Annotated in this window: 7 protein-coding genes, 1 pseudogene and 1 other annotated feature; of the genes and pseudogenes, 2 read left to right on the top strand and 6 right to left on the bottom strand. The window is 63.0% G+C overall.

Annotation, left to right across the window (positions count from 1 at the left end):
- Positions 1 to 351: 351 nt before the first annotated feature.
- From KBI52_RS33870 to KBI52_RS02725, 5 genes are all read right to left on the bottom strand, one after another.
- Entirely contained in the window at positions 352 to 519 is a 168-nt protein-coding gene (locus KBI52_RS33870; RefSeq protein ID WP_210805157.1) for a hypothetical protein, read from the bottom strand.
- 119 nt (positions 520 to 638) lie between these two features.
- The gene (locus tag KBI52_RS02740; protein WP_210805155.1) at positions 639 to 1,112 is read right to left on the bottom strand and encodes a hypothetical protein; all 474 of its coding nucleotides are present in this window, start codon (positions 1,110 to 1,112) and stop codon (positions 639 to 641) included.
- 76 nt (positions 1,113 to 1,188) lie between these two features.
- Entirely contained in the window at positions 1,189 to 1,821 is a 633-nt protein-coding gene (locus KBI52_RS02735; protein ID WP_114948665.1) for a calcium-binding protein, read from the bottom strand.
- Positions 1,822 to 2,171: 350 nt separating this feature from the next.
- Positions 2,172 to 3,170, bottom strand: coding sequence for an HlyD family efflux transporter periplasmic adaptor subunit (locus KBI52_RS02730; RefSeq protein ID WP_210805153.1), 999 nt, complete (start codon positions 3,168 to 3,170; stop codon positions 2,172 to 2,174).
- The gene (locus tag KBI52_RS02725; RefSeq protein ID WP_210805161.1) at positions 3,167 to 3,346 is read right to left on the bottom strand and encodes a hypothetical protein; all 180 of its coding nucleotides are present in this window, start codon (positions 3,344 to 3,346) and stop codon (positions 3,167 to 3,169) included. The genes KBI52_RS02730 and KBI52_RS02725 overlap by 4 nt, the downstream gene beginning before the upstream one ends.
- A 298-nt stretch (positions 3,347 to 3,644) precedes the next feature.
- Here KBI52_RS02725 and KBI52_RS02720 point away from each other — a divergent pair, with 298 nt between their 5' ends.
- Complete coding sequence (locus KBI52_RS02720; RefSeq protein ID WP_210805151.1) at positions 3,645 to 4,676, top strand: IS630 family transposase; 1,032 nt, start codon at positions 3,645 to 3,647, stop codon at positions 4,674 to 4,676.
- Between the two features lie 521 nt (positions 4,677 to 5,197).
- Here KBI52_RS02720 and KBI52_RS02715 read toward each other — a convergent pair.
- Entirely contained in the window at positions 5,198 to 5,788 is a 591-nt protein-coding gene (locus KBI52_RS02715) for a hypothetical protein (protein WP_262266529.1), read from the bottom strand.
- A gap of 318 nt (positions 5,789 to 6,106) precedes the next feature.
- Here KBI52_RS02715 and KBI52_RS02705 point away from each other — a divergent pair.
- Positions 6,107 to 6,606 (top strand): annotated as a pseudogene (locus KBI52_RS02705) (IS3 family transposase); the annotation flags it as partial.
- Positions 6,136 to 6,252 (top strand) — a sequence feature (AL1L pseudoknot). Its footprint overlaps the pseudogene before it by 117 nt.
- Positions 6,607 to 6,666: the final 60 nt, after the last annotated feature.

Raw genomic sequence — 6,666 nt, 5'->3', positions numbered from 1 at the left:
CCCCTGAAGGCCTGCCCCTCCTGCGCCACCCCCAACCCGTCAAATCCTCTGCGCCGAGGATCTAGAAGCACTGCATGACACCGTCAATTTAGCGAGGTGAAGGCAGAGTGCCTCCTCGTGGTCGCCAGATCAGAAGTTCACCACAACGCCTGTCACTTCGGCCCAAGCAGTAAAGGCCTGCGAGCGGGCCTCGCGAGGTTCTGCGGCATTGCGGGCGGCGAAAAGGCAGAAGAAATTGGCCACTTGATCGTGGACTGAGGGGAAGTGTTGGACCTGCCCGGCTGACGTGAATCGCTTCATGGTGCACGCGCGTCGTCGGGTCGGTTGATGGCTGTTCTCCGCACGATTGTCTCAGTCCTTGTGCGGCCGATGCTCGACGCCCGGCGTAGTCTCTCGCTTGGCCGCGCCGTAGCTCGCGAGTCTGCCGGGGATCATCACCCGGGGCGTGATGCCTTGCTTCTTGCGCAGCAGACGCTTGGCGTCTAGAGCATCGGACCAAACGACGGATCCGCGACGCACTACCCCTCTCCAATAGGCAGAGGTCGGAACCGGGCGGGTCCGACAAAGCGTCCGATGCTCTAGCGATCGGATTCCGTGAACGCCGCTCCACCTTGGATGGCTCCGACGATGGCCAAGGTCTACGTCGGAGCCATCCGCGAGAGAAGCTCGGTGAGAAGGTCGATGAAGGTCTTGTCCCGGCGAAGTCGGAACATCGTGCTCCACACGTTGAACAAGGCGGACACGAGAGCCACGCGACCATGACTGTCGATGCCGTCGATCAGGTTCTCGACATCCGCCGAGGCAAGCGCCGCATCGTGATCGATGTTGAGGGACGCTTCAGAGCCGTGGGCTTCGAGGTGCAGATCGGGACTTGCTCGCTCGTCCGCTGGGCGTTGAAAGATCCAGAAGAGGCGGGATCCGCCGTCGGGCAGGGAGAGGCGCAGCGATGCGGAAGGCCAGATGTCGTCGCCGCCGCTCTTGAGGCTCGAGGACGAGCCCCGCTCGACGTGCGGCACGTCCCAGGTGAGCAGAACCACGTCGCGCCCGAGAGAGGCTGCCTTGGGGGAGGCAAGATCGTTGGCTGGTGAGGTGAGCACGGCAAGCTCCGCCATCGCTTTTTGTCTCCATCTGTCCCTGTGGGACGCCGCAGAAACGTCCGCGACATCCGCTCTTTGCCGCAGAGGCGGATCAGTGAACCGAGAAGTAGTCGCTCGGGTTGTTGTTGATGTCGTCGGCGCTCACGTTCACGAGGGTGACCGTGTCGCCGTTTCCGAGGTCCACGATCGTATTGTGGCCCACCTGATGGACGCGGCTGGCAAGGTCCTCGGCCGAAGCGATATCGGTCCCGTTGATCCCCTTGGAGATCTGCAGGATGTCCTGGCCGGCCTTGAAGTCGAGGATGACGTCGTTGCCGCCGCCGCCGCTGAACACGAACGTGTCGCGACCGGCGCCGCCTTGGAGGATGTCGTCGCCAGCGCCGCCATTCAGGAAGTCGTCGCCGGATCCGCCGCGCAGGATGTCGTCGCCAGCACCACCCTGAAGGATGTCGTCGCCCGAACCGCCTTCGAGAACGTCGGCCCCGTCGCCACCGTTCAGGATGTCGTTGCCGTTGCCGCCGCGAAGATAGTCGTCTCCGGCGCCGCCGAGCAGGATGTCATCGCCGTTGCCGCCGAACAGAACGTCGTCATCCGCGCCGCCGGAGAGAGCGTCGCTGTCGTTGCCGCCGAAGATCAGGTCGTCGCCACCGTTTCCGAAGATCACATCCGGACCGTGGGTGCCGTGCAGGACGTCGCTTGAGGCTCCACCACCAATAGTCGCCATATCTCTCATCCTTGTTGTCAGCACCGGGCAAGCCGCGACGCACCCGGTTGCATGTTCGAGCCAAAATGAAGCGCTATTTGCGCAAGGAGATTTCCGGGAGGTGATTGTGTCGAGAGTGTCCCGGTGTAAACTAAGTAAAACAATAAGAACTACTTGTAAACCCGAAAGTAGTATTTTCCTTGAGCATCAATTTACTAGTATATATAAGTCAATATTGTATTTAATTTGTTCAAATATATTTTGTGAATGGATTCTATTTGTTTCGAAATTCGAACTATCGTTCGCGCGTCGCATCGCGCGGCGGCGATGCGACGTAGCGGCCCGGCATGAGGGGCCTGAAGGGCTTCGGGTCATTCCTCCCGGAATGCGCGATCGAAGCTTTCAGTAATCGGAGGCAGCAGGTAGTCGACAGCGCGCCTAGGCTTGTTGACGATCAGGACTTCGGTGGGCATTCCGGGATAGAGAGTGATTTTGGAATTCGCCTTGAGGCTTTCCGACGCGATCTCGGCGCGTGCGACGAAGTAGGCGTAATTGTTCCGGTCGTCCATCTGCTGGTCGGCGGAGAGATAGGTCAGCTTTCCCGCGAGTGGCGGCGTGCTGCGGCTGTTGTAGGCGGTCAGCCGGATCTGGACCGGTGCGCCGACGCGGACCGAATCGACATCGCGTGGGCCAATCTTGGCCTCGACGATCAGCGGTTCGTTCTCCGGCACGATATCGAGAATGGGCTGCCCGGCGCCGATGACGCTGCCCAGGGTACGGGAGCGGATATTGGTCACGGTGCCCCGGTCAGGCGAGACGATCTCGACGCGTCGCAGAATGTCCTTGGCGTCGATCCGCCCGACCGTGTCGGCGAGTTCGAGTTGCGCGGTTTGAATATCCGATGCGACCTGCTGCTGGAAATCGTTGCCGAGGAAAAGGATTTCCAGCTCCGCCGCCTTGGCCTGCTCCGCCTTCGCCTTGCGGGACTTCAGTTCGCCGGCGTTGCCCTGCAGCTGGCTTTCGCGCGTCTGCATTTCCATGAGGCGCGGACGCGGTGCATAGCCTTTCTCGACGAGGCTCGCGATGGCCTTGAGTTCCGCCACCTGCTGGGCGATGGTCTTGCGCTTGGAATCGACCACCACGGTGGCCGTCGCGATCGCGGCGCTGTCCAGATGCGCCGAGAAGGCCCATGTGGTGAGGCCGCCGAGACCGAGGAAGATCGTCGCCAGACCGGCGATCACCGGTCCGCGATAGGATGGCTCGCCGGGATCGCGCGGCGGGAGGCGGTCCTTCGCCGGTTCGACATTCACGGCCATGTACGTCGCGGGCACGGACGGCTTCCGCTCCATGAGGTCCGAACGCTTGCTCATGCGCTTCCTTTCATGGCGGCCATCGGCTTCTCGCCGGGGGTGATCGCGCTCACGACGGAGGTTCGCGGGCCGAACTGGCTGATCTTGCCCTCCTGGAGGACCATGAGCTTGTCGGCCGCCTCCATGATGGAGCAGACCCGGAGTATGTGTCTCGGATTGACACGACCCGGCTTCATCCCTCTCAGGTGTCGCCCTCTGACGCGAAATAGGCCTTCTCGGACGTGAGCAACTCGCAGAGTGAAGGATAGAACTCCGTGATGAAGCGATCGGCTGCTCCGACAGCTTCATCCAACATGATGGTCCCGTAAACTCCCGCCGCAGCCAGTGCATCAACCTCCTCAAAGCCGTCCTCGTCGGATACCCCTTCGTTCTGCAATCGCCAGTAAGCGACCCTCAGTTGCATTGCCGCGGCTAATGACGTTCACGAAAGTGGTGTAATATAGGGCGGTGTCGATCCTCGTGAGGAGGTGCGCGATGGGTGACAACGTTTGGCGCCCAGCGCATCTAACGCCGGAACAGATGGAGGAGCGCCGTCTGGCGGCCGCGACGCTGCTGCGGCAGGGACGGCTCTCCCAGGCCGAGATCGCCCGACACCTTGGCGTGAGCCCGGCCAGCGTCTCGCGCTGGGCTGGCACGCTGGCTCAGCAGGGCCGGCGCGGCCTAGGAGCCCAACCCATCACAGGACGCCCACCGCGGCTCGATGAGAAAGCCTGGGCCCGACTGAGCCGGCTCCTGGATCGGGGCGCGGTGGCGGCAGGCTTTGCCACCGAGCGCTGGACCCTCAAGCGCATTGCCGTCCTGATCGAGCGCGAGTTCGGAGTGCACTATCACCCACGCTATCTGGAGCGGCCGCTCAAGGCCCATGGTTTCACCGTGCAGCGTCCGGCCACACGGGCTAAGGAGCGCGACGAACTCGTGATCGCGGTCTGGCCCAAGCGGGACTGGGTGGCACTCAAAAAATCGCACCGCGAGCATCGCACGCTTCTGCTCGTGGATGAGACCGGCCACAGTTTTCGCGCCCGGCCGGGCACGACCTGGGCGCGGCGCGGGATCACCCCGGTCCTCCAGCGGGTGAGCAAGCGGCGGGAGGTGTCGAGTATCGTGGCGATCACGCCCGACGGGCGGCTCCATGCCCGTCATGTCCGCACCTGCGTCTCGAGCCAGACCGTGATATCGGCCCTGCGCTACTTCCGCGGCAAAATCGGCACGCCCCTGCTGGTGGTCTGGGATCGGCTCAACGCCCATCGGTCACAGGCGACCACCGCCTTCATCGCAGCCCACCCGCAGGATTATGCGGCAGCCTATCTGCCGGCCTATGCGCCGGAGCTCAACCCAGAGGAGCAGTGTAATGCCTGTGTCAAGCGTGCCATGGAGAACGCACTGCCCGGATCAGTCGCTGATCTCCATCGCATGGTCCGCCGCGAATTCAGCCGTCTTCAGCGCCGACCCGAGATGATCGTCAGCTTCTTTCGCCACGCAGGGCTCTCCCTTGCAGGACTTCTGTGAAGATCAATAGGTCCTCCGTTCGTCCCCTTGAACAGCCTCATTGGCCGTCGTTCGGCAGGGGGAGTTTCAGGCCGCGAAACGTAAACCGTCCTATCCTGCCGACCGTGCCCTGACATGCCGTGGCGCGGGATGTGCGGTTCCATCGCTGGTGACTAGGGTTCAAGCAATCCAGCCTTGACCTTATCGCGCGGGCCTTGCGGGGCGTTGGGTCTGGCATGTTCGCCCAGCCCTCGTTTTACTACCATGCTCTTGTCCCGTAAGGCTTTCGCCATCCGGTCAGGTGGTTGACCCAGAAGCACTTCTCCCGGCTCCTCTCATCTTGGATGAGGATTCGACTCGCCGTTTTGCACGGCGCACACTCTCGCGTCATACGGCTCCCGATGTTCGGCCATTGGCGCCGCCGGCGCAACCGTTTGAATTTGTTGCAGGCCCAGCGGATCAGGAAGGCATCGATGCGATGCAAAGTCCACGTCAGTGCCGACTTGTAGAAGTGACTGTACCTGTTGCCTCACCGAAGAATGTTACCGGGCGCTGTGATGGAACGAACGATCTCTCCTTCGGGTGGCTGAAGGGTTGGCGTGCGCCCGCTTGATCCAGTCTCCGTCGAGGATGATCCGCCCCATCACGTCAGCCCGCCAAGTCTTCACAACCTTTTGTACCATCCTCAGGCTCCTCGTCCGGAAGTGCGACGGATCAACATCCATGAGCCGCTGGAGCACCGTTGCCGCCGGGATCGCGGGCTCGGCCTCAAGCCACGCTTTGATCCGAGACTCATACGGCTCAAACATGCTCGGCCGCTTCGGATATGGCTTGGTGCGCCGATACGGCCGTCGGTGCGTCGGTCGCGTCTCGCCGGCCCGCCAGGCCGTCTTCAAGCTCGCCGCGAAGCGCTGAAGATCAATGGCGACTGGTTCCTCAGGCGTGCTGTTCAGGCCACGACGATCAACCCGCTTCCCGAGCTCTTCCTGGGCCACACGAATCCCGGTGAACAGCATCACCGGATCCGATGCTTCTATCAGATCCCGTAGCCGCTCTTTGTCTGCCTCGCTCACACCGGGATGAGCCAGCACGCGGGCGGCAGGCGATACCGGCGCATGATAGCGCTTGATCACACGAGCTCCGATCCGCGTCTTCTCCTGTAGCTTGAACGATGGCTGGAACAGATTGCCGTGCAGACGCACCACTGCGTACAGGCGGGCTGGACTTGCTCCGAAAAGCTGGAGAGCCGCTGATGAAGCAGGAGGATCTCCATGCCCCACACACGCTTTACGAGAGAGTTTCGGGATGAGGCGGTGCGGCTCGCCCTGACCAGCGGCCGCAGCCGGCGCGCGATTGCCGCGGATCTCGGGGTCGGCCTGTTGTGAACCGCACCGGGATTCCCGGAGGCTCCAACTCCTGACCGGATGGAGCCATGACGAAGCGAACACCCCCGTGCCAACGAGATCCTGCGCAAGGCCAGCGCGTATTTTGCCCAGGCGGAGCGCGACCGCCGCTTCAAGCCATGAAGGCCTTCATCGACGAGCATCGGGAGGACTACGGGGTCGAGCCGATCTGCCGTGTGCTGCCGATCGCCCCGTCGACCTACCATGAGCACGCCGCCCGCAAGGCCCATCCCGACCGCAGACCGGCCCGGGAACGCCGGGACGCCGACCTCAGCCAGGAGATCCGCCGGGTCTTTGCGGCCAACTTCGGCGTCTATGGGGTGCGCAAGGTCTGGCGCCAGCTGCAGCGCGAGGGGTTCGATGTTGCGCGCTGCACGGTCGCCCGGCTGATGTGGCAGATGGGCCTCGAAGGCGTGGTGCGCGGCAAGAGCATCCGGACGACCGTCAGCGACGCTGCAGCCCCTTGCCCGCGCGACCGGGTCAACCGGCAGTTCACGGCGCCGCGGCCGAACGCCCTGTGGGTGAGCGGCTTCACCTATGTGGCGACCTAAGGCTTGTGGGGATTCATCGTGAGTTGATGACGGCGGCGGCGAGGTAGATCATAGCCT

This window comes from Microvirga sp. HBU67558 (assembly GCF_018069605.1).
Taxonomy (GTDB): domain Bacteria; phylum Pseudomonadota; class Alphaproteobacteria; order Rhizobiales; family Beijerinckiaceae; genus Microvirga; species Microvirga terrae.
Note: the sequence above shows the minus strand (reverse complement) of the source record. Positions and strands in the feature narration are given on the sequence as shown.

Coding starts and splice junctions, on each gene's coding strand:
- KBI52_RS02740 (WP_210805155.1), bottom strand. CDS start 1,112: ATGGCGGAGCTTGCCGTGCTCACCTCACCAGCCAACGATCTTGCCTCC.
- KBI52_RS02735 (WP_114948665.1), bottom strand. CDS start 1,821: ATGGCGACTATTGGTGGTGGAGCCTCAAGCGACGTCCTGCACGGCACC.
- KBI52_RS02730 (WP_210805153.1), bottom strand. CDS start 3,170: ATGAGCAAGCGTTCGGACCTCATGGAGCGGAAGCCGTCCGTGCCCGCG.
- KBI52_RS02725 (WP_210805161.1), bottom strand. CDS start 3,346: ATGAAGCCGGGTCGTGTCAATCCGAGACACATACTCCGGGTCTGCTCC.
- KBI52_RS02720 (WP_210805151.1), top strand. CDS start 3,645: ATGGGTGACAACGTTTGGCGCCCAGCGCATCTAACGCCGGAACAGATG.